The 21,185-nt window shown below is 34.5% G+C and carries 47 protein-coding genes and 1 pseudogene; 7 read left to right on the top strand and 41 right to left on the bottom strand.

The window, feature by feature from the left end; all coding sequences use genetic code 11:
• Positions 1 to 2 precede the first annotated feature (2 nt).
• Positions 3 to 197 (bottom strand): hypothetical protein, encoded by a 195-nt coding sequence (locus NST56_RS10630; protein ID WP_339182355.1) that lies wholly within the window; start codon positions 195 to 197, stop codon positions 3 to 5.
• 42 nt (positions 198 to 239) lie between these two features.
• Positions 240 to 569, bottom strand: a complete 330-nt coding sequence (locus NST56_RS10625) for a hypothetical protein (RefSeq protein WP_339181894.1) — start codon at positions 567 to 569, stop codon at positions 240 to 242.
• Between the two features lie 170 nt (positions 570 to 739).
• On the opposite strand from NST56_RS10625, the gene sspC reads away from it, so the two are divergent.
• Positions 740 to 958 carry an acid-soluble spore protein SspC gene (gene sspC, locus NST56_RS10620; RefSeq protein WP_017474724.1) on the top strand — a complete coding sequence of 73 codons (219 nt, stop codon included), beginning with the start codon at positions 740 to 742 and terminating at the stop codon, positions 956 to 958.
• A 113-nt stretch (positions 959 to 1,071) separates the two neighbouring features.
• On the opposite strand, the gene NST56_RS10615 is transcribed toward sspC, so the two are convergent.
• The gene (locus NST56_RS10615; RefSeq protein WP_339181891.1) at positions 1,072 to 1,356 is read right to left on the bottom strand and encodes a hypothetical protein; all 285 of its coding nucleotides are present in this window, start codon (positions 1,354 to 1,356) and stop codon (positions 1,072 to 1,074) included.
• A gap of 143 nt (positions 1,357 to 1,499) precedes the next feature.
• Positions 1,500 to 1,853 carry a hypothetical protein gene (locus tag NST56_RS10610; protein ID WP_339181889.1) on the bottom strand — a complete coding sequence of 118 codons (354 nt, stop codon included), beginning with the start codon at positions 1,851 to 1,853 and terminating at the stop codon, positions 1,500 to 1,502.
• A gap of 147 nt (positions 1,854 to 2,000) precedes the next feature.
• Here NST56_RS10610 and NST56_RS10605 point away from each other — a divergent pair, with 147 nt between their 5' ends.
• Entirely contained in the window at positions 2,001 to 2,531 is a 531-nt protein-coding gene (locus NST56_RS10605; protein ID WP_213417560.1) for a hypothetical protein, read from the top strand.
• 303 nt (positions 2,532 to 2,834) lie between these two features.
• Entirely contained in the window at positions 2,835 to 2,966 is a 132-nt protein-coding gene (locus tag NST56_RS10600) for a hypothetical protein (RefSeq protein ID WP_268440581.1), read from the top strand.
• A gap of 61 nt (positions 2,967 to 3,027) precedes the next feature.
• On the opposite strand, the gene NST56_RS10595 is transcribed toward NST56_RS10600, so the two are convergent.
• Positions 3,028 to 3,867, bottom strand: a complete 840-nt coding sequence (locus NST56_RS10595) for a thymidylate synthase (protein WP_339181884.1) — start codon at positions 3,865 to 3,867, stop codon at positions 3,028 to 3,030.
• 75 nt (positions 3,868 to 3,942) lie between these two features.
• On the opposite strand from NST56_RS10595, the gene NST56_RS10590 reads away from it, so the two are divergent.
• On the top strand, positions 3,943 to 4,548 hold the full coding sequence (locus NST56_RS10590; RefSeq protein WP_339181880.1) for a DUF1643 domain-containing protein: 606 nt from the start codon (positions 3,943 to 3,945) through the stop codon (positions 4,546 to 4,548).
• An 8-nt stretch (positions 4,549 to 4,556) separates the two neighbouring features.
• Here the strand turns inward: NST56_RS10590 and NST56_RS10585 are convergent, their stop codons facing one another.
• From NST56_RS10585 to NST56_RS10570, 4 genes are all read right to left on the bottom strand, one after another.
• Complete coding sequence (locus NST56_RS10585) at positions 4,557 to 4,898, bottom strand: hypothetical protein (protein WP_339181877.1); 342 nt, start codon at positions 4,896 to 4,898, stop codon at positions 4,557 to 4,559.
• A 113-nt stretch (positions 4,899 to 5,011) separates the two neighbouring features.
• A complete protein-coding gene (locus NST56_RS10580; protein WP_339181874.1) occupies positions 5,012 to 5,227 on the bottom strand; it encodes a hypothetical protein in 216 nt (71 codons plus the stop codon).
• Entirely contained in the window at positions 5,224 to 5,517 is a 294-nt protein-coding gene (locus NST56_RS10575; RefSeq protein WP_339181870.1) for a hypothetical protein, read from the bottom strand. The genes NST56_RS10580 and NST56_RS10575 overlap by 4 nt, the downstream gene beginning before the upstream one ends.
• A 4-nt stretch (positions 5,518 to 5,521) precedes the next feature.
• Complete coding sequence (locus NST56_RS10570; protein ID WP_339181867.1) at positions 5,522 to 5,689, bottom strand: hypothetical protein; 168 nt, start codon at positions 5,687 to 5,689, stop codon at positions 5,522 to 5,524.
• Positions 5,690 to 5,825: 136 nt separating this feature from the next.
• On the opposite strand from NST56_RS10570, the gene NST56_RS10565 reads away from it, so the two are divergent.
• Positions 5,826 to 6,044 carry a hypothetical protein gene (locus tag NST56_RS10565; RefSeq protein ID WP_268279482.1) on the top strand — a complete coding sequence of 73 codons (219 nt, stop codon included), beginning with the start codon at positions 5,826 to 5,828 and terminating at the stop codon, positions 6,042 to 6,044.
• 126 nt (positions 6,045 to 6,170) lie between these two features.
• On the opposite strand, the gene dutB is transcribed toward NST56_RS10565, so the two are convergent.
• The 5 genes from dutB to nrdF all read right to left on the bottom strand — a co-directional run bounded on the left by dutB (position 6,171) and on the right by nrdF (position 8,879).
• Entirely contained in the window at positions 6,171 to 6,599 is a 429-nt protein-coding gene (gene dutB, locus NST56_RS10560; RefSeq protein ID WP_268418374.1) for a dUTP diphosphatase DutB, read from the bottom strand.
• A 73-nt stretch (positions 6,600 to 6,672) separates the two neighbouring features.
• A complete protein-coding gene (locus NST56_RS10555) occupies positions 6,673 to 7,035 on the bottom strand; it encodes a hypothetical protein (protein WP_339181865.1) in 363 nt (120 codons plus the stop codon).
• A gap of 49 nt (positions 7,036 to 7,084) precedes the next feature.
• Positions 7,085 to 7,591, bottom strand: coding sequence for a hypothetical protein (locus tag NST56_RS10550; protein ID WP_268418372.1), 507 nt, complete (start codon positions 7,589 to 7,591; stop codon positions 7,085 to 7,087).
• Positions 7,591 to 7,839: a thioredoxin domain-containing protein gene (locus NST56_RS10545; RefSeq protein ID WP_268418371.1), complete on the bottom strand. Its 249-nt coding sequence runs from the start codon at positions 7,837 to 7,839 to the stop codon at positions 7,591 to 7,593. Before NST56_RS10545 ends, NST56_RS10550 begins: the two co-directional genes overlap by 1 nt.
• Complete coding sequence (gene nrdF, locus NST56_RS10540; protein WP_339182164.1) at positions 7,836 to 8,879, bottom strand: class 1b ribonucleoside-diphosphate reductase subunit beta; 1,044 nt, start codon at positions 8,877 to 8,879, stop codon at positions 7,836 to 7,838. The genes NST56_RS10545 and nrdF overlap by 4 nt, the downstream gene beginning before the upstream one ends.
• Before the next feature lie 77 nt (positions 8,880 to 8,956).
• Here nrdF and NST56_RS10535 point away from each other — a divergent pair, with 77 nt between their 5' ends.
• Positions 8,957 to 9,391, top strand: a complete 435-nt coding sequence (locus tag NST56_RS10535) for a hypothetical protein (RefSeq protein WP_268303054.1) — start codon at positions 8,957 to 8,959, stop codon at positions 9,389 to 9,391.
• Positions 9,392 to 9,442: 51 nt separating this feature from the next.
• Here NST56_RS10535 and nrdE read toward each other — a convergent pair whose 3' ends face one another.
• The 22 genes and pseudogenes from nrdE to NST56_RS10425 all read right to left on the bottom strand — a co-directional run bounded on the left by nrdE (position 9,443) and on the right by NST56_RS10425 (position 19,334).
• Positions 9,443 to 11,542, bottom strand: a complete 2,100-nt coding sequence (gene nrdE, locus NST56_RS10530) for a class 1b ribonucleoside-diphosphate reductase subunit alpha (protein WP_339181861.1) — start codon at positions 11,540 to 11,542, stop codon at positions 9,443 to 9,445.
• A complete protein-coding gene (gene nrdI, locus NST56_RS10525; RefSeq protein WP_339181858.1) occupies positions 11,505 to 11,900 on the bottom strand; it encodes a class Ib ribonucleoside-diphosphate reductase assembly flavoprotein NrdI in 396 nt (131 codons plus the stop codon). Before nrdI ends, nrdE begins: the two co-directional genes overlap by 38 nt.
• Positions 11,897 to 12,262 (bottom strand): hypothetical protein, encoded by a 366-nt coding sequence (locus NST56_RS10520; protein ID WP_268418366.1) that lies wholly within the window; start codon positions 12,260 to 12,262, stop codon positions 11,897 to 11,899. Before NST56_RS10520 ends, nrdI begins: the two co-directional genes overlap by 4 nt.
• A 70-nt stretch (positions 12,263 to 12,332) precedes the next feature.
• Positions 12,333 to 12,530 carry a hypothetical protein gene (locus NST56_RS10515; protein ID WP_339181855.1) on the bottom strand — a complete coding sequence of 66 codons (198 nt, stop codon included), beginning with the start codon at positions 12,528 to 12,530 and terminating at the stop codon, positions 12,333 to 12,335.
• A gap of 48 nt (positions 12,531 to 12,578) precedes the next feature.
• A pseudogene (locus tag NST56_RS10510) lies at positions 12,579 to 12,772 on the bottom strand (hypothetical protein).
• A gap of 20 nt (positions 12,773 to 12,792) precedes the next feature.
• Positions 12,793 to 12,927: a hypothetical protein gene (locus NST56_RS10505; protein WP_004399476.1), complete on the bottom strand. Its 135-nt coding sequence runs from the start codon at positions 12,925 to 12,927 to the stop codon at positions 12,793 to 12,795.
• A 25-nt stretch (positions 12,928 to 12,952) separates the two neighbouring features.
• Positions 12,953 to 13,420: a hypothetical protein gene (locus tag NST56_RS10500; protein WP_339181852.1), complete on the bottom strand. Its 468-nt coding sequence runs from the start codon at positions 13,418 to 13,420 to the stop codon at positions 12,953 to 12,955.
• Between the two features lie 361 nt (positions 13,421 to 13,781).
• Entirely contained in the window at positions 13,782 to 13,907 is a 126-nt protein-coding gene (locus tag NST56_RS10495) for a hypothetical protein (RefSeq protein WP_339181850.1), read from the bottom strand.
• A 13-nt stretch (positions 13,908 to 13,920) separates the two neighbouring features.
• Positions 13,921 to 14,247: a hypothetical protein gene (locus NST56_RS10490; RefSeq protein ID WP_339182161.1), complete on the bottom strand. Its 327-nt coding sequence runs from the start codon at positions 14,245 to 14,247 to the stop codon at positions 13,921 to 13,923.
• A gap of 35 nt (positions 14,248 to 14,282) precedes the next feature.
• Positions 14,283 to 14,690, bottom strand: coding sequence for a hypothetical protein (locus tag NST56_RS10485; RefSeq protein WP_339181847.1), 408 nt, complete (start codon positions 14,688 to 14,690; stop codon positions 14,283 to 14,285).
• Positions 14,691 to 14,702: 12 nt separating this feature from the next.
• Complete coding sequence (locus tag NST56_RS10480; RefSeq protein ID WP_213408220.1) at positions 14,703 to 15,023, bottom strand: hypothetical protein; 321 nt, start codon at positions 15,021 to 15,023, stop codon at positions 14,703 to 14,705.
• Positions 15,023 to 15,145, bottom strand: a complete 123-nt coding sequence (locus NST56_RS10475) for a hypothetical protein (RefSeq protein WP_017697092.1) — start codon at positions 15,143 to 15,145, stop codon at positions 15,023 to 15,025. The genes NST56_RS10480 and NST56_RS10475 overlap by 1 nt, the downstream gene beginning before the upstream one ends.
• A gap of 37 nt (positions 15,146 to 15,182) precedes the next feature.
• Positions 15,183 to 15,359: a hypothetical protein gene (locus tag NST56_RS10470; protein ID WP_154817146.1), complete on the bottom strand. Its 177-nt coding sequence runs from the start codon at positions 15,357 to 15,359 to the stop codon at positions 15,183 to 15,185.
• A gap of 88 nt (positions 15,360 to 15,447) precedes the next feature.
• Entirely contained in the window at positions 15,448 to 15,627 is a 180-nt protein-coding gene (locus NST56_RS10465) for a hypothetical protein (RefSeq protein WP_087960927.1), read from the bottom strand.
• Positions 15,628 to 15,661: 34 nt separating this feature from the next.
• Positions 15,662 to 15,874, bottom strand: coding sequence for a hypothetical protein (locus NST56_RS10460; protein WP_019712334.1), 213 nt, complete (start codon positions 15,872 to 15,874; stop codon positions 15,662 to 15,664).
• 288 nt (positions 15,875 to 16,162) lie between these two features.
• Positions 16,163 to 16,921 carry a hypothetical protein gene (locus NST56_RS10455; protein WP_339181843.1) on the bottom strand — a complete coding sequence of 253 codons (759 nt, stop codon included), beginning with the start codon at positions 16,919 to 16,921 and terminating at the stop codon, positions 16,163 to 16,165.
• A gap of 187 nt (positions 16,922 to 17,108) precedes the next feature.
• The gene (locus NST56_RS10450; protein ID WP_339181841.1) at positions 17,109 to 17,306 is read right to left on the bottom strand and encodes a hypothetical protein; all 198 of its coding nucleotides are present in this window, start codon (positions 17,304 to 17,306) and stop codon (positions 17,109 to 17,111) included.
• Positions 17,307 to 17,320: 14 nt separating this feature from the next.
• Positions 17,321 to 17,548: a hypothetical protein gene (locus NST56_RS10445; RefSeq protein ID WP_339181838.1), complete on the bottom strand. Its 228-nt coding sequence runs from the start codon at positions 17,546 to 17,548 to the stop codon at positions 17,321 to 17,323.
• A gap of 38 nt (positions 17,549 to 17,586) precedes the next feature.
• Entirely contained in the window at positions 17,587 to 17,952 is a 366-nt protein-coding gene (locus tag NST56_RS10440) for a hypothetical protein (RefSeq protein WP_268279406.1), read from the bottom strand.
• 2 nt (positions 17,953 to 17,954) lie between these two features.
• Positions 17,955 to 18,173: a hypothetical protein gene (locus NST56_RS10435; protein ID WP_339181833.1), complete on the bottom strand. Its 219-nt coding sequence runs from the start codon at positions 18,171 to 18,173 to the stop codon at positions 17,955 to 17,957.
• Between the two features lie 43 nt (positions 18,174 to 18,216).
• Positions 18,217 to 18,426 (bottom strand): hypothetical protein, encoded by a 210-nt coding sequence (locus NST56_RS10430; protein WP_217002392.1) that lies wholly within the window; start codon positions 18,424 to 18,426, stop codon positions 18,217 to 18,219.
• A 107-nt stretch (positions 18,427 to 18,533) separates the two neighbouring features.
• Positions 18,534 to 19,334, bottom strand: a complete 801-nt coding sequence (locus NST56_RS10425) for a DNA adenine methylase (protein WP_339181828.1) — start codon at positions 19,332 to 19,334, stop codon at positions 18,534 to 18,536.
• 142 nt (positions 19,335 to 19,476) lie between these two features.
• Between NST56_RS10425 and NST56_RS10420 the strand changes: the two genes are divergently transcribed.
• Positions 19,477 to 19,821, top strand: coding sequence for a hypothetical protein (locus tag NST56_RS10420; protein WP_217002394.1), 345 nt, complete (start codon positions 19,477 to 19,479; stop codon positions 19,819 to 19,821).
• 38 nt (positions 19,822 to 19,859) lie between these two features.
• On the opposite strand, the gene NST56_RS10415 is transcribed toward NST56_RS10420, so the two are convergent.
• The 5 genes from NST56_RS10415 to NST56_RS10395 are packed head-to-tail and all read right to left on the bottom strand — an operon-like array spanning position 19,860 to position 21,145.
• Positions 19,860 to 20,357 carry a hypothetical protein gene (locus NST56_RS10415; protein WP_339181823.1) on the bottom strand — a complete coding sequence of 166 codons (498 nt, stop codon included), beginning with the start codon at positions 20,355 to 20,357 and terminating at the stop codon, positions 19,860 to 19,862.
• Positions 20,357 to 20,512 carry a hypothetical protein gene (locus NST56_RS10410; protein WP_339181820.1) on the bottom strand — a complete coding sequence of 52 codons (156 nt, stop codon included), beginning with the start codon at positions 20,510 to 20,512 and terminating at the stop codon, positions 20,357 to 20,359. The genes NST56_RS10415 and NST56_RS10410 overlap by 1 nt, the downstream gene beginning before the upstream one ends.
• On the bottom strand, positions 20,505 to 20,720 hold the full coding sequence (locus tag NST56_RS10405) for a YorP family protein (RefSeq protein ID WP_339181817.1): 216 nt from the start codon (positions 20,718 to 20,720) through the stop codon (positions 20,505 to 20,507). The genes NST56_RS10410 and NST56_RS10405 overlap by 8 nt, the downstream gene beginning before the upstream one ends.
• A gap of 32 nt (positions 20,721 to 20,752) precedes the next feature.
• Entirely contained in the window at positions 20,753 to 20,950 is a 198-nt protein-coding gene (locus NST56_RS10400; protein WP_041336515.1) for a hypothetical protein, read from the bottom strand.
• A gap of 36 nt (positions 20,951 to 20,986) precedes the next feature.
• The gene (locus NST56_RS10395) at positions 20,987 to 21,145 is read right to left on the bottom strand and encodes a hypothetical protein (RefSeq protein ID WP_033885423.1); all 159 of its coding nucleotides are present in this window, start codon (positions 21,143 to 21,145) and stop codon (positions 20,987 to 20,989) included.
• Positions 21,146 to 21,185 lie beyond the last annotated feature (40 nt).

Below are 21,185 nucleotides of genomic sequence, written 5' to 3'. Positions count from 1 at the left end.
ACCTAGCTCGTTTGTTCAGACTCCCTTTTAATCTTTACTGCTTTAGTTAGTTCATTTTTATGATCTTCTTTTTGTACATGCATACTTCTTACCAAATTCATAAATTCAGAGAACTCACCATACCCCTGACTTCCCCACTTAAAGTCATTTAATAAGCGTTCATTTGTTTTTGATAAATACTCATCTAGTTTACCCACGCTACCCCTCTTTTCTGAATAAAAATAGAATTTTAATTCCTCTTACCTTAAATTAATAACATCAACTTTTGGTATATCTCTTAACCTTGATACGCTATCGTGATAAACAACTCCAACAGTTTCATCTTGAAATTGCTTACCAATGAAATCTTCAACCTTCTTGAGTGCCACTCTAAAATTTCCTTTACGCAAAAAGCGGAATTCGATTTGTCTTGAACTTACAGTTAGAAATAAACCAATGTCTTCCTGTACCCCAGAGGAGAATTCCAATACTGGTTTACCCAATTGCATTTTGAAGTCAATTTCACAAAGTTTAATTAACATTCTTAAGGGAAGCTTCTTGTTAAGAATTAATGAAAATGAATGTGACAATATGTATCCCCCTATCTAAACCGATGATATAGTACGTGCAAATTTATGCTCCATGGCCAATAGACATTAAAATCACCCTCTCTTTGTTAAAAAGTGTATAATCCCTGAAAAAGTCTCCATAATATGATTCAAACAAGCTTGTTTTCATTACACTTTAGGAGATGAATAAGATGGCTCAACAAAGTAGATCAAGATCAAACAACAATAATGAGTTATTAATTCCTCAAGCAGCTTCAGCTATTGAACAAATGAAACTTGAAATAGCTTCTGAGTTTGGTGTTCAATTAGGCGCTGAGACTACTTCTCGTGCAAACGGTTCAGTTGGTGGAGAAATCACTAAGCGTTTAGTTCGCTTAGCACAACAAAACATGGGTGGTCAATTCCATTAATCACATGAGGGGTTCACTCCCCTCTCTTTTTATGCCCCTCTTCCAAATCCGTAAAGAAGTAATAGCAATGTATTCACCTCAGAAACTCTCATATAACCACCTCGATCATCAATCTAAAGCCTACAACATTCTTCTCTCAGCCATTTATAAATTTTTTCTCCGACCTCTGTGTCATTCCATCCCCATTCTTCTGCTAATAAATGAATATCTCTCGGCAGGTGTTTATGTATTTGAACCACAGATGTTGGGTCTGGTTTTTTGCCATAAAAATCATAATAACAGTCGTGAATCTGGTCATATATTTCTTCGTCTATCCACACATAATGACAAACTGCACACCCTGAAATTCCCTTTGGGCAAGGTATTTTAATTCTATACCTGCCATTGATTTTCTCCATAGCTCGTGACTCCTCTTCATAAAATACAGATTTCATTTAGAATATATCCAGCGCTCCGTCACAATAAGGACATTTGCCACTCCCCTCTTCACATGTACACATATATTTCACCTCCAATTTCGCTACCGTCAATTGACAACTCCTCATATCTCATTTAATTGTAGTTTCAATTCAAAGAATTCATCATGAAGAACTTTAAATTTATCCTTATTTATGTATGCTTTGTCATCATTAAGATCAAACAGATCTAAATACTTTCTTTTATTTCTTCTAATAATTTGTAAAGCAATCATGCAGCTTACCCATTCTTCATCTTGCAATTGGGTTAACACTTCGCTTAGCTCGAATAACAATTCAAGCTTTTCTTTGTTTTGCTGAGTTTCAAGTCTTAAAAGATCCCTCTGTTTTTCAAGTAACTTAGTTTCGATATGATATTTCTTTTGCTCTAAGGTTGATATTTGTTCGTTGGTGCTATGTATTCCATTTCCCTTAACCAATAAATCACCTCCTTAAAAGTTTAAAAAGAGAAATTTACACTTTGTTCAGAGACTTCACCATAATTTCACAACATTCACCATTTTTTTCAAGATTAACTGCTATAATAAAGAAGTATCATAATTTTCTAATAAAGGGAGATGTTTTTGGTGAAGAAAACAGCAATTGCTTTATTAGTTTCAACTATCGGTCTTACTGGTGCAGCTGCCTCAGCCGATGCAGCTACTAAAAGTGAGCCAACTTCCTTACCTCAAAATAATCTAGTGGCATCAGCAAGTACTGGTAGCTTCCATGCGCTAGGTTCAGCTACAGCAGTTAAAAATGGCATCGGTGAGGCTTATTTAGGATCATCTAAATCTGGCAGTTTGTCTTACAAGACAGTAGTAAATTCATTTACACCAAACAATGTTACTAAAATATCAATAATGGGATACCAATGGTCAGCAGGCAATGGAAGCAGTTCTGCTAACGTCACTTACATCTTACGCAAATCCAATGGAACTGAAGTTGCTCGAGTCACGCCAAGTGGTGGCAACTATATAAGTAGCCAGTTCTACAAAGTGTTTAGCGTTAACCTGTCTGATGTGTCAGGTAAATCACTTTACGTGGAAGCAAAAAATAACGATAGCAACGCTGGTGTAACAGTTAATGTGGATGTTTACTGGGACTACAATACTTAATGATCTGAGAGGGCTCCCCTCTCTTTTTTGTTTTCTGGATAAAATATTAGTTTTATTCAAATGCATATTTTTTGTTTTTGTAGTTTAAATAAAAAACTGTTATTTCTCCATCTTTCTATTATCATATTATACATATTATTTGTATTTGTCTATAGTTATTTTATTTTCACTCTTAAATCCATTTACTTAATCCCTCTGTTCATACGAAGATGTTTTAATAACCCGTTTAAAATATAAATTATTTTGACTTTTCTGTAATTTTATTCTATCCTTAACTTACACTATATATAGGAGGCTTTATTTATGAAAAAATCATTTTTATTCTTGTTCTCCTTTTTGTTGGTATCTTCAGTATCATTATCTGTCTCTACTGAAAATGCTCAAGCAGCAGATTTTTCAACCCAAAACAACAAGTGTAATTGTATACTTAACTAAAATAATTAAAGGTTGTTGAGAGAGTTTATTTCAACAACCTTTATTTATGAATACAAATTGGTTAAACCGCTACCTCAAATAAAAGCTTGTCGCCATGCTTATAGTTGATTAACTTGAAATCATCAATTGTAAAGTCATAAAAATCTTTGACTTCGGGATTGATCCATAATTCAGGTGCTTCAAACTGTTCTCTTTCGATTTGAATTTTCAAATTGTCTATATGACGTGTGTACACATGGCAATCCCCAATGTTAAAGATATATTCACCAAGCTCATAGCCTGTGACTTGAGCAATCATGCGCTGCAACACATTATACTGAAATACATTGAATGGATTTCCCAACGCCATATCATTGCTCCGTGCTCTTACCTCCAGATGGAGTTTCCCTTGTTTAACGTACCATTGCGTCTCGTATACACATGGTGTTAAGGCCATTGAGTCTAATTCATCAGGATTCCAAAGCATTGTAATGTGTCTCCGTGAAGATGGGTTGTTCTTTAATTGATGCAGAAGATAATCAACCTGATCCACTTTTTCTCCATTTAGATTTCTGTTTTTCTTCCCTAACTGAAATCCATATGCATTCCCGATGGTGCCGTCTTCTTGTTTCCATTGATCCCAAATGCGTACGCCCATTTTGTTTAAATCATTAACATTGTTCGATTTCAGCTGCCAAATCCAGAGCAGCTCTTTAATCGCTGTCTTCCAGGCAACTTTTTTTGTCGTTAAAATCGGAACCTCTGCGTTATCGAATCTCATTTGCTTACTAATCACGCTTAGTGTATGAGCCGGTGTTCCATCTGAATCCCACTTTGTTCTTACTTGAAATTCTTCGTCTGAGATTCCATTATTTATAATGTCATTTATGATTGAGTTGTATTGTTTATCGAATTGAGTCATTTAAAATTAACTTCCTTTCATTTACACACTTTGGTAAGATATTCTTAGTTATAAATTGGAAAGGGATGGTCAGTTATGCCTGTTTATAAGTATAAGCCGGAGTTTGTTAGCAAAGTTATTGAGTGTAAAACTGAAAGATTAACAGATTCCATCGAAGCTAGGTACTATTTATCGATAAAGTTAAACAACTCTTTAGACTCCTCTTTTGTTTATATGATGTTAAATCCAAGTATAGCAGGCAGGGATGTTTCTGACCTAACCATAAATAAGCTTTGTAAATTCAGCCACACCCTTAACGAAGTAGGTACAATACATATTGCCAATCTGTATCCCTTTTATGAAACCAATTCTACAATGTTATCTTCTCTAATTAAAAACTTACAACACGAAAATACAAATTTATTTGATACAGTAATGGCAACTAATCGGCAGGTATTGAGCTCCCTTGTAAGAGACTCAAAAAAAGTCGTCTTGGCTTGGGGAGATTGCCCTGATTTATTTGATAAGCAATTCCATATAAAACAGTGTAATGACTTTATGTTGTTGCTTAAAGAAGCGAATCAGAATCAGGTTTATGTAATAAAAACTCATTTTGACAAGCTTCTAACTGTGAAAAACTCTCCAAGACATCCTTCAAGACCTATGCTAAAAGGGCTTGAGCCGTATAATGAGTGCAGCTAAACACAATTTCACATTATATGAAAAATAATACTCAAAGTAAATATAAGGTTCCCAAAGACATAAGCCAAATAAATATATCTACTATGGCTTACTGTTTCGCCCTCCAGCACGTCTAAAACCTTAAACATGCTTAGGACTGTGTATATAACTGAAAATGCTGTCCAACAGAGTATAAGGATATTTTCATGCATAATTAAACCGTTATATGCCAAGGGGATGATTAAAGAAATCCCCTTAAGCAAAATAAACAGGTAAATTAAATTCTTATTTCGTTTCACATCTTCTGGAGTTGAATTATCAAGTACACTCTTTACTTTTATATACATATTGCTTTCCCCTCGCATAATCAACCTGACCTCATTAATGTTTAATACAATTAGATAAGCTGCTAGAAATAAAGTTACATATGTTATAATAAACATCTCCTTATTTTATATTTGTGTTTGATTTAACTACTGCTCTATCAAGAGATAGCTAAGCATTTAGGCGAGTCATGGAAATCATAATCCCCTACTTTAAATAAATTAGTCGGTCTTAATTTATTCACTCGGCTAAGCTGTTCAAAGTTTCTCATTAATAATTCATCTTGCAGCATATTCTTATATCCCTGTAAATTGATCAATTCGTTTATTTCTTCGGGTGTACCTTCAAATTCAACACCATTAATATTTGCTTTCATTCGAATAGCTCCCCTTTAATATCATTCACTTGATCAGCAATACTTTCTCTAATTGTATGTGGCAACTGATCAATCCCTTTTCCAATTCGTTTCTGACCAGTGTTCCTGATTTTTGTAGTCATATCTTTAAAACAATCTAAAGCATTATCTGCGATTTCATCATATAGCCCTTGAATTTTCACTAATACACTTAAATACTCTTCATCACCTTCTTCAAATAGTGCCAACGCTTCTTCAAGTTTATTGATCTTTTCAATACTCTTTATTATTTTATTTTTATCCTTAAACAATTAATCACCCGCCCAGTTTATTTTGGTCATGTATCTTAATGAAGTTAGCCGCTGCCTTTTTGTATCTCAGATCTTTCTCGTACTTAGCGACTTGTCTCATATGTTCAATAAATTCATCTTCAAGTCCTTGCAACTGAAGAAATCCAAGGCAAAGACCGTTCCTATAAAGCATGTCGTCATATTTTGCTTGTAAAGCTCTTTCTTTGTTGTTAATGATCTCTTTCCTCCTTATTGTTTTTTAGATAAAAGTATTCTTTTATTTAAATGCTTAATCCATCGACACCTGTATCCTAAATGTGGTAAAATCGATGTCAATTATTAAATCTGTAAAAATAAAGAAAGGAAGTATTGATATGTATTTGAGTATTATAATTTTAGCATCCATGCTTTTATGGGGTGCAGTTATCCATGAACTAAGTAAACCTTCAAAAAAGCAAAGCACAAGAAAAATTGTTTCTTTGACATCTTTAGGTTCTTTATCGACTTTAGTTATTACTATTTCACTTTTTCAAAACTTCCCTTTTTAAAATTTGTTTTTAATTAAATCCTTCGTATTAAAATACTCATTTTAAACATAATATTTATATGTACCTTGGCTGAAACCTCCATTGTTCAGATCACAGCATGAAAACAGCCAAGGTTTTTAAATTTGCTTATTTCGTTCCCGTAGAACCGTGCCCTCCTCGGTCATCGTTACCTAGATGATCCACCTCTACCAACTCAATGGCCGGCATTTTCTTCATAATTCTAAACTGGCAGATCCGATCTCCCTTTTTAATCTTTGTATCACGCAATGCATAAGCAGGAAAGAACCAGAAATCGTTGTCTCCTTTGTATGACTCATCGATAACACCCATTGAATTTGTTTGAATAACACCAAAGTTCTTATATGTGCTTGAACGAGGAACGACATGTGCTTCATAACCTTCAGGCAATTCCATGGCCACTCCTAATGGAACAAGTTTAAATTCATCTTTTTTGATCGCTACATCTTCAGCTGCACGAAGGTCAATCCAATCACCTTGTTCAATTTTGCTGATTCTTGTTTGTGTTTCATCTAAATATTTGATTTTAATTTGCATTATGTATTAGCTCCTTTTGTTTTTAATGTATGTACGTTCTTTTATTGTCATCTTCAGTTAAACAAACAACTCATTAATGTTCGAACTTTGCTCTCAACTCTTCATATAGTTTACGATCACTCTCTTTTTTCTCTTTGAGATACTTTTCTCTTTCAGCATCTTGCTTCTTTTTTAGCTCATTTTCATACTCTTCCCACTCTGTTTCATTGATCACTCCTTTTTCATGTAACTCTCTTTTCAGAGGGTGTAAGATCTTCTTTGCTTCATGTGGGTATAAAATTCTTGTCTCATAGCCTTCATCCCAGTCAGCTTGTTGACAAGCCATAAACACGCCTCCATCCTTAGTAATAATTGTTGTTTGCTCACAAAACTGATTTGCCCAAACATAAGCAACTTCTTTTCCGATTAACCCTTCCTGATTTTCAATGAAATACATTTATTAGCTCCTTTAAATTTAAGTTTGTTTAAAATTACCCTTTTATTGACTATTCAAGATCAATTTTATATTCCTTGGTCACAGTATTTTTCGGTAAAAAGAAATCATATGAGCTATCCTTAAACAGCGGAGATTCCCCAAACATGAACCTTACAAATTTATTAGTATATTCATAACCGTACTTTTTCACATATGGAGTTTTATAGTCTCCTTCTTTTACTCTAGAAGCTTCTGCTTTAACTTTATGTACTGATTTGAACCCTTCCTTTTCGCTTACGAAATAGAAATATTGGGTATCGTCAATTATTCCTGAACCCAGTACAAAATTACCGCTGACATTCGAGGAGTCTTTAATTGAATAAACATTTACCTTTTCTTGTAATACTGCGTGGTTATCAAAGGGGAAAAACACCGCAATTAGCCCAGCAAAAAATAGTACAACAAATGCAGCAACGAATCCACAGATTATAGATAAAATCAATTCCCCGTATGTATCTATTAAAACAACTATTGTTGTTATAACAAGCACAATTCCGGCCAATATCAATAATCCCATTATTGACCCCTTAAATCATTTATTAAGGCATCTAACTCATCAGGCTTAAAGCCAATACTTCGTTTTACTTCCTCTCCTTGATCACTCAGCAGAATGGTTACCGGCACTCCCATAACACCAAATCTAGATGCTACTTCTGGTTCCTGTGTAACGTCCACTGTCTCAAATTGAATATCTGCTTGTTCTAAGTAATTGGACACCATTTTACATGGATTGCAATTAGGCTGCTCTAATTTAATCAATCTCATTGAATACATCCTTTCTCGGTAAAAATGAAATCTGAATCCTTTAATGGTTCAACCGTTGCTTTTTTGTACCCATTCCCTTTAGTTGAAAAGAAGTCATGGGATTTGGTCTTTGTGCTTAACCCGTTGATAACAATTGGGTTAACATCTTCTTCCTCAAACCAATGATCAAAACCCAGGTTGTTTAAAGCTTTATTTGCGTTGTATCTGATGAATTTCTTCACATCTGGAGCTAAGCCAACCTGATCGTAAACATCTTCTGTATATTCCAATTCGTTTTCATAAAGCTCTTGGAGCAAATTTAAAGCCCATTCGTGCATTTCCTTTTGCTTCTCTGGTGTTTGCTTCTTATAAATCTCCTGAGCTAACAATCCAACATAAGTTCCGTGAATCGCTTCGTCACGGATAATTAAATTTATGATCTCTCCACTTTGCATTAATTTTCCCTGTCCATAAAAATAAAGTGGGTAATAAAATCCAGAGTAGAAAAGGAAACTCTCTAGAAACACAGAAGCAACCATTCCTTTAAATAAAGAGATTTCGTCTTTTTTCTCAATTGCTTTATAAATTGAAACAATTAGTCGCGCTTTCTTTTGAAGAAACTTATTGTTTTTTACCCATTCAAATACTTCATTGATCTGCTCGGTCGGAGCCAATGTTAGAAAGATGTTGCTGTATGACTTTGCATGGACAGCGTTCTCCATCATCGCCATAAAGTTCAGCACCGCTTTCCGCTGATGTCCATCTACATGTTCAGCAATGATTGGCATGCCAGTGTTACCTTGTTCTGTATCCAACAACGTCAAACCAGCTAAAACTTTCATATAAGTGTCTTGCTCGTTTTTTCCGAGGTACTTCCAAGTGAGGAGATCGCCGTTTAAAGCAATCTCTTCCGGAAGCCAGAACTGTTTCACGTTTTGGTTATAGAACATTTGGGTAAAATCATCTTCATGCTTTGACCAGTTTGCTGCGGTATACAGCTTATTTTTGTTTAGTTGTGACAAAAATGTGACCTCCTGAATATTTTTCCTCCCTCGCAACATGTAAAAAGAAGGAAATATTTTATAGATGTTGTAAATTTTATAATGCAACATATTCACTATTAAGGGAGGATTATAAAATGAAAAAGAAACTAATTATTGGTGCTTTAGCTTTAGGGCTAATACCTGCTATTGGTAGTCCTACTGTTTCAGCTAAGCCGCTTCAAAATCCTGAGAAAGTCGTAAATCCTTTAGCAGATCCAAGATGTAAAGGCGGTGGCACTTTAATTTGTGAAACTGGTAATTTTTCAGCTAAAGGAACCTTTTTCTTCGATTATTATGGAAGTGAAGACGACCAAATCAGAATTTATATTGCAAATGATGGGGCCTACCCTTTTGAGTACAGAATTACGAACCCTGATGGCAAGAGAATAGCAGACGGTATTACAGTGAAACCAGGAAAGTTCACAGAATCAACCTTTTACGTAAAAGATATAGAAGGTACTTATAAAGTCCGTGTAACAAATGATGATGGTGAAGATATCAAAGCGTTTGTTAAAGCAAGAGGACTTTAATTTAGAACCCAGGAGTCAGGCAGCATTAAAGAGTGCCGACTCCTCTCCTGTTTAAACAACGCAAGACAAGCAACCTTCTTGGCCTGTATCTTTTGTCCTCGCATAGTACAAGGTCTTTATCCCTTTATGATGAGCGTAGATATCTATTCTGTTTAAGTCTCTCGTTGTCATTGTATCCTTCAAGTACAGGGTGAATGAAATTCCTTGATCGACATGCTGCTGAATCGTTGCAATTAAATCAACTACGTTAAACATATCCATGTCATACGCTTCCTTATAGAAGAACCAATTCTGAGCCGATAAACCAGGCATCGGATAATAAGTCTTACTGTTTCCGTATGTACGTTCCTCAATTCTCTCCATAATTGGCATTACACCGGCTGTAGAAGATTGAACATATGAAATACTTCCGGTAGGTGCAATAGCCTGCCTATACGAATGGTACAGACCATATTTCATCACATCTTCTTTAAGCCTCACCCAATCTTCAATATTAGGGATATGTTGATCTCCAAATAGCTTTTTAACCTTTTCATACTGAGGGCTATAATCATTTGTTATGTACTTTTCGAAATACTCACCTGATTTGTAAGTTGAACCATCAGACTTGTAGTATGTCTCCCCTGTTTCTCTTGCAATTTCCATTGAACGCTGCAGGGAGTAGAAGTTAACCATCATAAAGTATGTATTAACAAAATCCTTAGCTTCTTCACTTTCATAAGCAATATTATTTTGAGCTAGGAAACCATGAAGGTTCATTTGGCCTAAACCAATTGATTTCATTAATGTGTTTGCTCTAGCAACTGCTGGTGCATTTGCGATGTTTGTTTTCCTTGTCACAGTTGTCAACGAGTCAACTGCTGTTTTGACTGTAGCAGCAATTGATTGATTACTCATTACATTTACAATGTTCATTGAGCCAAGATTGCAAGAGATATCTAATCCAATTTCATCTTCTTGATCGTAATCTGTATAGACTGATACTTGTGATGATTGTAGGACTTCAGAACACAAATTCGAAAATTTCACTTTTGAAATATGTTCATTAGCATGAACCTTGTTTACATTGTCAGCGAACATAATATACGGATATCCAGATTCATAACGAAGAATTGCTAGCTTCTCTAATAGCTTTCGAGCGTTTCCTTTTGCTTTTCTAACCCTAGGGTTTTCAATAAGCTCGTCATACATTTCATCGATGCTCATCTCATCAAGATACTGTCCATATTCCTTGTATACTGAATGCGGATAGAACATGTAATAATCCTTGTCTTCCCTTGCCAGTTCAATGAACTTATCAGGAATAACTACACCAATAGATAGTGTTTTAACTCGGACATCTTCATCAGCACTTATTTTTTTGGTATCCAGGAAGTCTGTAATGTCTGGATGGAATACACTTAGATAAGCTGCTCCTGATCCTTGTCTTTGTCCCATCTGGTCTGCATATCTAAAAGCATTATCCAATAGCTTCATAACACCTACGACACCCTTAGTCGCATTCTCTACGTCTTTAATCGCTTCACCTTTGGCTCTTAGTTTGTTTAGATTTAATGCTACTCCTCCTCCTAGCTTAGAAAGCTGCATAGAGATATCAATAGCTCTAGAGATAGCATTCAAACTGTCATCCACTTCAAGTAAAAAGCAGCTTACCATTTCTCCTCTTCGCTTACGTCCAGCATTAAGGAAAGTAGGTGTTGCCGGCTGATACTCTTGTTTCATCATAGTATGTACTTCCTCAACTGCTTTCTCGTAATCACCGTCAGCGCAATACAAAGCTACAATTGAGACACGATCCTCATATCTTTCCAGAATCTTTGTTTTATCATTTGTCTTCAATGCATAGTCATTGTAGAACTTAAACGCACTCATAAAAGATGGGAATCTAAATTTGTAACTGTAAGCAATCTTATAGATTGACTTAATCTGTACAAATGTATATTGATCTAAGAATTCTTCTTCGTAATAATCATTTTTAATCAAGTAGTCCAGCTTCTCTTTTAGATCATGGAAAAAGACTGTGTTTTGATTAATGTAATCAACAAAGTAACTATGTACGGCCTCCTTATCCTTTTCGAATTGATACTTCCCATCTTTCTGAATCATGATCTCATTATTGAGCTTGATCCACTTTGGTATTGTGTTTGTCAATAATTTGTACCTCCTGAATGATCTTCTGTAAGTCTTGTTTCGTTCCACTAAGTTCAAACTTTAATAACAATGGTGTTTGGAACTTAGCTGAAAGCTTGTCTCCAGCTAAACCATAGTTATCACCCCAAACCTTGTTACCACTAACAGCAACTCCTCTTATTTTATTTTTATTCTTATTGATAAAACTCAAAGTCCTTTCAGGTACTTCCCCAAAGCCTATCGTATATGTAATATGTATGAACTCTTGATTGATGATCGTATCATCAGTTATTTCAATGGTCTCAATATCTAATTTGTGTTGCAACGCTTTTACAAACCTTCTTACATTGCCAGTTTTACTCTCATATGTAATGATCACTTATTGTTATATACACCTGATAGTAAATCTGTAGTCACTGTTTCAGATTCATTTTCAACATGGTAAAATGCTTCTGATATTTCACGATTAATGTCGCCCATTTCCATGTAGCCCTGTGCCATACTTTCATATAAGGAACTCTTCTTTTTTTCAGCAACAGGAACGTAATCATCTAGATTCTTTTCTAATTCAACAAATTGATTTCCCTGTTGGTCAGTTGCAATAATCTCTCCTTTTAATACAGGAAAAGATTGCCCATCAGCTAAATGAATATGTGTGTTCTCAGTGGCTATTGTAAAGTTAATAATGTTCTTCTTTTTTACATATGGTTGAGTTGGATCAATACGTCTAGCTGCCCCCATTTTACATCTCCTTATTTTTTGTTTTTTTATTTAAAATAAAACTGTGATTTTATCTAGAATCGAGCCGTATCTATTCTTGGATCGTCCATCCGTTCAATCTTGCGTACTTTAATTTCCTTGAATACCTACGTTTCCACTCATCCCAGTCCTTCTTCTCTTGACCTGACGTTAGTGAGCCTCTGTACTGATTTTGTCTTCTTTTCTTGTCTAACTCTAGTATATCGCCAACCCATCTAGGAACTGACGGCCTATAGTTATTTTCCGACATCTATTCGTCCTCCAATTGTTTCTGAATAAATTTCTGTATCTTCCTTTGTTATTGTTTAGGACAGCCTTCGCCAAGAAGCTTTTTAGCCTCTTCAACATCAGTAAATCTTTCAATCTTGTGTCTATAATCATCGATCCATCGGTAACACATACTGCATTTTCTTCAACTTTCATGACAGTGTACTGCTGCATAGGATCTTCTAAAAGGTGAAGTTTCTGATCTTTATAAAATCCTAGAATCATATAATATCCTCCTCTTATTTTTATTGAATTTCTCTTACTTCATGCGGTACTCCGCTTTCTTCTTGAGCATATACAGCATCATTATGAGCCTCAATTGCATCATCATAAGTATTAACAAGTGATCCCATACAATAAAGTCCATATTTCATTTTCATCATCCTCTTAATTTATTTTTATTCTTTAAAGTAAACTTCCGTCCATAATCAAAACTCTTTTTTCATTACTTTGAAGCTCTTCGAGAACATCAGATATTGGGGGCAGCTCTTGATCCTCGGTTACTGTTCGACTGTGTTTAACAGCAGCATATAACATGCCTACTTCTTTGATCTCATCACTTAAGTGTCCATCATCATCTGCAACTTCTTCTGTGTATAGCTTTATTGCCTTTTCCTTTATGTTTGCTTTAATTAATGCGTAATATGGGTCACACACTTCAAAATACTTCATACAGGGTTTTTCAACTTCCAACTCCTCAATGTAATCGCCTTTAATTTTCACATCATCAACACCGTTTTCGAGCAAATGATCTACTATGTCCTTGCCTAGTTGTTCTAACGCAGCCCCTTGAACAGATGGACTTTCGTTATTAAATCCCTCATGAGCGTAACAAGTTGCTTTTATTTCAAAAACTGCTGCTTTAATTCCCATAGCACAAAGCTCCTTTTAATTTACTTATATTTTTGAATCTCTAATTCTCGTTAAAATCATCCTTTTAACTTAATACTTCATCTAACATTAAAGAGTTATTTAAGTACAAAACTTTCATAATCTTGATTTCCTTGTTCATTACAATGTCAATTTGTTCATCTTTTAGCGAAAGAAACAAATCAAATATTTCCACGTTGTTCTTTCTGTCTTGAAAGCAATATCGCTTAGTTTCAAGAACTTTCTTTCCAGAATGATAGCTCCAACTAGTAAACTCATAAAGGAATTTAACAACCCCTTCAAATCCATTCATTTTCAAATAATATGTTATTTCCTCCATTAGCCTTTCATTCAAATAAAACTTTTATTTAAACTTATTGTCGTTTTGCAAAATGATGTCAGCAGGTAAAGTTGTAACTTTCATTTCGCCGACTATTTCACCAGTTGATTTCTTTTTGAAAATAATCTTTGCAGCATTATCATTACTCATCTTGAGTGCCTCCTTAGATAAACAATGTGCTAATATACAGGACAATCAATGCGAATGCTGAATGAAATAAAGACTTACCGGCTTTCTTGAAAATGTTCTCATCTTTTTCCTGATCTGACCGTTTTACACCTTTGACAAATACGTTGAGTAAAACACCAATAACAAATGCATGAGGTAAAATGACATGGACATTTTGAATATTGTATGTATCAATAAGTAAAGGGTTTAACACGTGATTCAATCCGTAGTAAACAACCAATGACATTGTCAGAGCTTCAACAAAAATAAGTAATCCAACTACAATTAACGAACCTGACCCAATAAAGAAACCGCTCCAAATATCTTTTGTATCCTTATTTAATAAAAATCTCTCCTTTAATTTTTAGTAATTAGTCTCTTCCACCAGGAAGTTTTGCGATTGCCATTTTGTTCTTTAACACATTGATTCTCTCGTCTGACATGTTGCTGCCATTCTTCTTCAAGTTTCGTTTGCTCTTGAATGGCTCTTTCAAGGCTTTCTTTGTCTTCAATTGTTTTAATGATCTTATCAGTCTGATACGTCCATTCATTATTGGTGTTCCGTTGCCTATCAGTAACAACTACATATTCATTAAAACCAGGGATGTATACTTTGCCCCCAACTTCAATTGGATCTAAGTCAATGATTCCTTCGAAGAAACAGTTGTACTCCACTTTTTCCTTTTCAGAAAAACGACCGAGTGCGTCCAATCCATATGATTTATTGATTATCTTGCCTTCAAACTTAGCTTGATGCCTCCCCACTTATTCACCTCCTTAAATGTAGCTCCCCATTTCATATTCTGTTATGATTCCTTGTTCAATAAAATTAGCCATAATTTCTTGCACTTTATCATTAGTAACATATGCGAATTCAAGTTCCTCTCTTGTGCAAGCTTTCATATAGTATTGATAATCATATGGCTGTAAGTATCTTTCATCTAATACGTCAATTTCACCCTTGAGACTCTTTTTATGTATTGTTAAATTAAATGTGATGTTAGGTTGAATTGATTTTATGAAGTACCACTTTGATTTCACGTGATCCGTAAAACCAATATCCCTCATTTGTTTATCTTCAAGAATATGAAACTTCATTATCTTCCCTCATTGATGATTTTCTTTAATGCTTTTAGAAGCATATTTAGTGATTTCTTGTCACCCATTTCATCCCGATTGACTTCAATAAAGTGAACTGCTGACGTTAATTTATCCTGCATTTCAGTTGCTCCCTTCACGATAAAAATTGAATTTTATTTAGACATTACTGATAATCAATAAAACCAAGCCGGCTATGAATGACATTCCAGCTATAACTAATAATCCAAAAGCAATTTGAGGTTTTATTCTCCTTTTCGATCCATATGTATCTATTGATACAAGCCCAATCAACAAAAGACCGATGATTTCAAGGACATTAATTGCAAATTGCACTGTGCCACTCCTTATTATTTGTTTTGATTTGTCACATCCTGCGCTTACCCGGGAAATTATGAATATTTTCTTCTGACTATTTCCTCTTTTATAAGTCCACCAACAGCAACCCGTCTAACCCATACACTCTATCTCTTTCAGTTAACTTTCCGTTTTTTCTCATTGTCTTCAATGCATTTTCTGCTTGTTTTCGATTTGAGTAAATATGTGGGTGGTAACCATAGAGATATTTCCCTTCACTCTTTGCAGCAATTACGAACATGTTCATTGCTCATCTCTCCATTCTGGATAAAAGGAATATTTTATCCACTTATTTTGTATTTGTTGTTTAGCCTTAAATATTCTAATGTCTTTTTAACGCTTAAATTGCTGCATTCCTTCTTCACTTTCTCGGAATAACCCTTTGCACAACCTTCACAACAGTTGAAGTCTACATAAGTTTTATCATCGCTGATTCTAAGACAAATTGTTTTTCCGTTTATGTACTCTTTACAGATGTCACATATATGATTCATTAACCCTCTCCCTTCGCTCTAAGTTATTTTAATTATATACATATTATTTGTATTTGTCTATTGTTTTTTTTTATCTTTTTTTCAAGAGTAGGAGAGTTTCCTCCCCTACTGTACAATACGGCTGCTGCTAATGGTCTTCAGTTCGTTTATGAAATACACGAACAATTATTGCCGCTATGAAGAATAAGGCAAACAATCCAAAAGCAATTGATCCATTCTTTAAAATTATCCCAAAGATCAACAATGCACAACCAGACAAAATAAATAGTATTTTACTTAAGATATTGATCATTTACACTTCTCCATACAATCAAAGAATGCATTTACACCAATAATACCAGCAGTATTTACACAAGCATAGCAAGCAGTTCCTGCTGTTGCTGGAACACCAGCTGTGCATGCAGCTCCACATAAAATAGCTAAACCAGTGATTGCCCATTGGCTAATATTCTTATCACCTAAGCAATCTGATACACATCCAGTCCAACTCTGAGTACTCATCATGTTAGATGAGCTTGTTTGATCTTCTGAAGATTTTTCTGTTTCAAAGACACCAGACTTGTCTTCATCCTTAACACCATTAACCCAATAGGTCATTTCGTTTTGAGTGCTGCTGATTTTCTTCATATCAACTTCATAGTATTCTTCAATATTCATATCGCTATCAAATGAAACATTGAATGAACTAACTCTATCTACTTTTTCAGTGTCCACGTATAAATAAGAAACTGAATAAGTTACTATACCATCATCATACTTGATAGCCCTAACTGATGCATTATCAAATACTTTTTCGTTTGATTTATGATACTTAATGTCTCCGTCTTCAATTGCCTTATTTGCCTTTGAAAGAAGTTTTTCCTTAGTTTTTTTGCTCACATCAATAGTGTGATCTGCAATAAATTCTGCTTCTGATTTTACCTTACCCTTGTCAATATTATCTGTTGAGATTGTACTCTTTGCATCACTATTTTGAGGAAATGTTGCAAAGGCCAGCACAAATACGGCAACTAATGCTAGTATCGTTCGATAAAAAGACTTGTTCATTAAAATAACCCCTTTGTAAAAATAAAATTCTCATCTGGCACCAATACTTATCAAACAGACAATCTCATAAATCACCTTCTTTCTTTAATAAATGCTACCAATCATATAAATAATTGTTAAGAAACAAAGGCGATTTTGAATAATAAGTATCACAGATGTCATTAACTCAAAGGGATATTGCTCACCTTTATAAACAACTTATGTAATTTTGTAATTCGTTAGATTTAGTAAAAACCTCACCGAATTTTTTGTCTATAGTTTTCCATTGACTTTCAGATGTTGAAGGCAACTCATTTTCAAGGTAAATGAACAACTCATCGATTCTGCTGCTAAGTTGGTCCATATTTTGCACAAGTGTTTCTTTTATTGGATCAGATATATACATGGAGCCGTCCTCCCTTATGAAAAGATGATAATAGCCTTGCCGTTGTCATTTTTTATGTATGGGGAATATTTTCGCTCTAGGTAATTCCTTGACGTGCCTTCTCCCAGGCTTACATTATAAATATCTCTTACCTTATGTAATTCATATGCTTGTTCTTTTGCCTGTTCAGGTGATAGCGCCTCTATAACCAGAGACGCGTTTTCACCTTTGCCATCTTTACATCTTACATAGTACTTTTTCAATAAACATCCCTTTATCCTTTCATTTTTCTTGAAACAACTTAATGAATCAAACCTCGATATGTATTTGGTTTAATATTATGAAGATCGACTAGGTGTGTTAATCGCTCGATTTCCTTACTCATCGCATAACACTGATCAACATAAAATTTCTTTGGCATAATAACAAACTGTCCATCTTTAAACCCTTCCGCACCGGCTTCTTGCATTGCAGCAGGAAATATATCGATCAGATTCCCTTTTTTAAAGCTCTCAATATACTCATCTACTGAAATAGTGTGCAAAACCTTAGCTAATACTCCATTGGTCTTTTCATCGTTATGTACGTAAATGCTTTGTGTATGTGGTTCAATAACTACAAAATCAAGAGCGTTTACCAAGTCAATTTTTTCTTGATCAGTTAGCATATTCACTCTCCTTTTAAATACGACTTGAAAAACTCACTTAAGTTATCAGACATAGCTGCAGCAACTTCAGAAAAGTATTTATGTCTTTTCTCCTCTGATTTCAAAAACTCAACTGCCGTTTCTGCAATTTCTTTAATCCTGTCTTCTTTGATATTTCCATTCCTAACACGCTCTTTAATCTCCTCTGCCTCTCTTTTTAAGGACTCTGGGTAACTTTCCAATCACTACACTCCTCTTATTTTACATTTGTATAAAAGACAAATTTTAGACAGAAATCAATCTATAATGCCCTTGCTCCACGTCCGAAACAGGAACGTAGTCAATCATTCCATCACTTTCAAAACGAACCTTATAACACAGTCTAGATTTATGGTTTTTAGGCTTATATCCAACAAAACCAATGACAATTCCTAACTCATTCTTTCTTTTGTAAGCATAAGACGAAATTGGATTTATAAACACTTTACTTTCCATAAGCCACCTCCATCTTTAAATAAAATTGATCTTTTATTTTGATTCCAAACACTCTATTATGATTAGCTTTACTATGTATACCCAATAGTTAGATCAAACAGTGCACTTTAGCTTTTAATATCGTTAAAGTTATAATTAGAGATTAGCAACTCCTTGAAATCCGCTCTACCATTATCTGTTTTGCAAACACTGTACCAAACATTGTGATCAACTATGTGAAAATCTTTAAACAATTCTTTAATATAGGGATCATTGTTGATTGTTAGCAACCATTTGCCTTCAGCATTAAAACAACAATCCCTTAGCATTCTGTATTGGCCGTCTGTGAATTTTCCAGTTGCATATTGTTTTGTATTTCTATAAGGGGGATCTAGATAAAAGAATGTGTTTTCACTGTCATAAATTTTAAAAATGTATTCAAAGGATTTATTTTCAACGGTAACTCCTACAAATCTATTGTAAACAGCTTCAATATCATCTTCGATCTTATCAATTCTTAATCTATTTCTGTCTTTAGAAGCCCCGAACACTGGATTTTTCATATCGCTTGCAAAGCAAGAACGAACTAAGTAATAAAATATTTTTGCCCTTTCAATCGCATCTTCAAAATCGTTATTCTGATATTTAGTTTTGTACTCATTAAACCTTTCTCTACTTACGATTTCATATTCAAAACTTCTCAAAAATTGCTCTTTTGCATTTTGAATTACTGACCAGAAATTAGCTAGATTGCTATCATAATCATTTAAAACTTCCCATTTCGATTGTTCTTTGTTCAATAGCACAACAGCCGAACCTCCGAAAACTTCAACAAATCCTTTGTGCTCAGGAATAAGAGGTATTATTTTATTTAATAACTTGCTTTTTCCACCTACCCACCGCAGTGGGCTCTTAATTTTATTCGCCAAATCTTTACACCTTCTCAATTTTGTTTTTTAATTTTCTATAAAAGAGATATTTTAATCAGTTTCACAAACACTTCACACATTTCAAATATTTAACATGCTAGACTAGAGTTGTATTACAATCAAAACCTGGGAGGTAATTTTTATGAAAAAGTTTTACAAAGGATTGATTGTTTCTGCTTTATCCCTTACAACACTAGCTCTCCCTGCATTCACATCACAAGCTTCTGCTCTAGAACCTATTAAATCTAACCAAGTTGTACAACAAGGAGATCCTATAGCTACAGTTGATTACCATATGCTAAGGAATTCTAATGTCTCCCTGTTAAAAGGTTATACACGTTGGGAAATAGTATCTGGCAGCAACCTCATTAGTATTAGTTCCAGTGGTGTTGTTTCTTCTCATTCAACATTGGGCACAGCAGTGGTTTACGCATATGACATTAACGACAATTATGTTATTTATAAAATTACAGTAGAAGCACGTTAGTTTACTGAGGAGTGTTAGTTCACTCCTTCCCTTTTTGTTTACTCAAACAGTTGGATTAAATCTTCAACAATCTCATCGCTGCCCCATTGTCCTGTATCCCATGAATATGTATGTAATCCAGCAATGCTCATAACTTCTCTGTATACCTCCAAAATTGAATCAATGTCTTTTCCTTCTATGTACTCATCTCCCCGTACGCTTAACCGTTCCTTAATAATGATTGGATCAGCATGTAAGTATACAACCTTCGCTTTTTCTTTAATTTTATCCTCAATAAATCTAAGCTGTTGCTCTGTGAGGATAGAGTAATCTTTGAATTTCTTTGCATATACCAAGTTAGAATAAACAAAGCGATCAATAATAACATTGTCTTCATCAGCTAGTTTGTTGAAGTGTTCAAATAACTTTTCATTACCACTTGTGGCCAACTCAAAGCTTGAACCTTTGATAATTGGATACTTCAGTTCTTTGCTTAGCTTTGCTGCAACTGTTGATTTAAAGCAGCAATCAGGCCCCTCCAAGATAATTAATGTCATTAATCCTCCACCTTTCTTATTTTATGAAATCCAACAACCTGGTAAGTTCCATCGGGATACTTTACTTCCACCTGGTTGTAGCGATAATCAACTTTCGCAACAGCTCCAATCTCATCTGTGAAATCAACAATTACCTTTTGATCTTTTTTAAACATAAGTTAATCCTCCCTTTAGTGGCGTTAATTCATGTTCTTTAAAGTAAGTAATGTCTCCTGTTTCATCGCTAACTACATAGTCATATGTAGCTGAATGCAAATGCTCGATAATCTTTCCTTTTCTCCCCACATGATGTGGGCATCCATATCGTGCATTATTGTTAATTTCTACAGTTAGTCCAACAGGATAACTCCAGTATTTAGGCAATTTAATACCACCTCCCCTCAATAAAAAACCTCTTAATCTTCTGTTACTATTCTAGAAACCTGTTTTTCATTAAACCCAAGGGACGACAAGAACCTCTTAAAATCATCTAACAACAATCCAGGGATTTCCCCTTTATGTTCTTCAATAATCGATGGTTTATAAGTCTTGTTTAATTTGGTTACCTGTCCATATTCGTCTGTAAATGACATTTCGATTTGAATACACTTCAATTATCTCACCCTATTTTTTAATTTTGTCTTGGAATTTTAACTACTTGTTGCCATAACAACATCATCAAAACTCCTTTCATCATAAGTTCCATCATAATAACAAAGTTCCACTGTCTTTGTTTCAGGGTAGATGGCTTCAATAACCCCGCACTCCCCAGTTGATTTGACCCTGGCCTCTTTATCTAAAATGAACATCCTCTTCACTCTCTCTATGTAATAGTTTTCCTTGGGATAA

The organism is Bacillus sp. FSL R5-0560 (genome assembly GCF_037966305.1).
In the GTDB taxonomy this organism is placed as follows: domain Bacteria; phylum Bacillota; class Bacilli; order Bacillales; family Bacillaceae; genus Bacillus; species Bacillus mojavensis.
The sequence above is the reverse complement of the archived record's forward strand: the minus strand, read 5'-3'. Positions and strand labels throughout refer to the sequence as shown.